The following is a 2,129-nucleotide window of genomic DNA, read 5'->3' on the forward strand; positions in this document are numbered from 1 at the left end:
GCTAACCCTTCCTCTTAACCTTCCAGCACCGGGCAGGCGTCAGTCCGTATACATCGTCTTGCGACTTCGCACGGACCTGTGTTTTTAGTAAACAGTCGCTTCCCACTGGTCTCTGCGGCCTTCAACGCTCACGGAGTAAATCCGGTCACGTGTCCGGCCCCCCTTCTCCCGAAGTTACGGGGGCATTTTGCCGAGTTCCTTAACCACGATTCTCTCGATCTCCTTGGTATTCTCTACCTGACCACCTGAGTCGGTTTCGGGTACGGGCGGCTGCAACCTCGCGTCGATGCTTTTCTCGGCAGCATAGGATCACTGATTTCCCCTTACGGGTACGCGTCGGATCTCAGGCACACAGACGACGGATTTGCCTATCGTCAGCCCTACATCCTTACACCAGGTTCACCTTACGGATACCATCGCCTGGCTCAGCTACCTTCCTGCGTCACACCTGTTCATACGCTAACCGCACCAGCATGGGGTCGAGCGTTAGACCGGCCACCATCACCCCGAAGGGATCCGGTTGTACCGGGTTAGGACTCTTAGCACCACTGGATTAGCTTGGGCGGTTGTTCGCCGGTACGGGAATATCAACCCGTTGTCCATCGACTACGCCTGTCGGCCTCGCCTTAGGTCCCGACTTACCCAGGGCGGATTAACCTGGCCCTGGAACCCTTGGTCTTTCGGAGGACGGGTTTCTCACCCGTCTTTCGCTACTCATGCCTGCATTCTCACTCGTGTAGCGTCCACGGCTGGATCACTCCGCCGCTTCACTCGCCACACGACGCTCTCCTACCACTCCGCACGACTGAACCACGAAGGCTTGTCTATAGTGCGAAATCTACAACTTCGGTGGTGTGCTTGAGCCCCGTTACATTGTCGGCGCGGAATCACTTGACCAGTGAGCTATTACGCACTCTTTCAAGGGTGGCTGCTTCTAAGCCAACCTCCTGGTTGTCTGTGCAACTCCACATCCTTTCCCACTTAGCACACGCTTAGGGACCTTAGTTGGTAGTCTGGGTTGTTTCCCTCTCGACGATGAAGCTTATCCCCCACCGTCTCACTGCTGCGCTCTCACTCACCGGCATTCGGAGTTTGGCTGACGTCAGTAACCTGTTGAGGCCCATCGGCCATCCAGTAGCTCTACCTCCGGCGAGAAACACGCAACGCTGCACCTAAATGCATTTCGGAGAGAACCAGCTATCACGAAGTTTGATTGGCCTTTCACCCCTATCCACAGCTCATCCCCTCCATTTTCAACTGAAGTGGGTTCGGTCCTCCACGACGTCTTACCGTCGCTTCAACCTGGCCATGGATAGATCACTTCGCTTCGGGTCTAGAACATGCGACTCAAACGCCCTATTCAGACTCGCTTTCGCTACGGCTGCCCCTCACGGGTTAACCTCGCCACATATCACTAACTCGCAGGCTCATTCTTCAAAAGGCACGCCGTCACCCCTACTAAGGAGGCTCCGACGGTTTGTAAGCAAACGGTTTCAGGTACTATTTCACTCCCCTCCCGGGGTACTTTTCACCTTTCCCTCACGGTACTTGTCCGCTATCGGTCATCTGGGAGTATTTAGGCTTATCAGGTGGTCCTGACAGATTCACACGGGATTTCTCGGGCCCCGTGCTACTTGGGATACACATCCGGCCATAACACCATTTCGTCTACGGGGCTGGCACCCACTACGGCCCGGCTTTCAAACCGGTTCGACTATGATGCGCTGTAACCGTCCCAGTCCGGCAGAACTGAGTGACGTGTCCCACAACCCCGACCATGCAACGCCCGCCGGCTATCACACATGATCGGTTTAGCCTCATCCGCTTTCGCTCGCCACTACTCACGGAATCACATGTTGTTTTCTCTTCCTGTGGGTACTGAGATGTTTCACTTCCCCACGTTCCCTCTACCCGCCCTATATATTCAGGCGGGAGTCACCAGGTCGCAAAACGCCTGGCGGGGTTTCCCCATTCGGAAATCCTCGGATCGAGGCTCGATTATCAGCTCCCCGAGGCTTATCGCAGATTTCTACGTCCTTCATCGGCTCCAGATGCCAAGGCATCCACCGTTTGCTCTTAGAAACTTGACCACAAAGATTAAAATTGCGATCCAACGTCACCAATCAACA

1 rRNA gene is annotated in these 2,129 nt (G+C 55.1%); it reads right to left on the reverse strand.

The features are described from left to right. Positions 1 to 2,090 (reverse strand): 23S ribosomal RNA (locus tag BR70_RS0100180); the annotation flags it as partial. Between the last annotated feature and the right edge of the window lie 39 nt (positions 2,091 to 2,129).

Source organism: Curtobacterium sp. UNCCL17 (assembly GCF_000686685.1).
Taxonomy (GTDB): Bacteria; Actinomycetota; Actinomycetes; order Actinomycetales; family Microbacteriaceae; genus Curtobacterium; species Curtobacterium flaccumfaciens.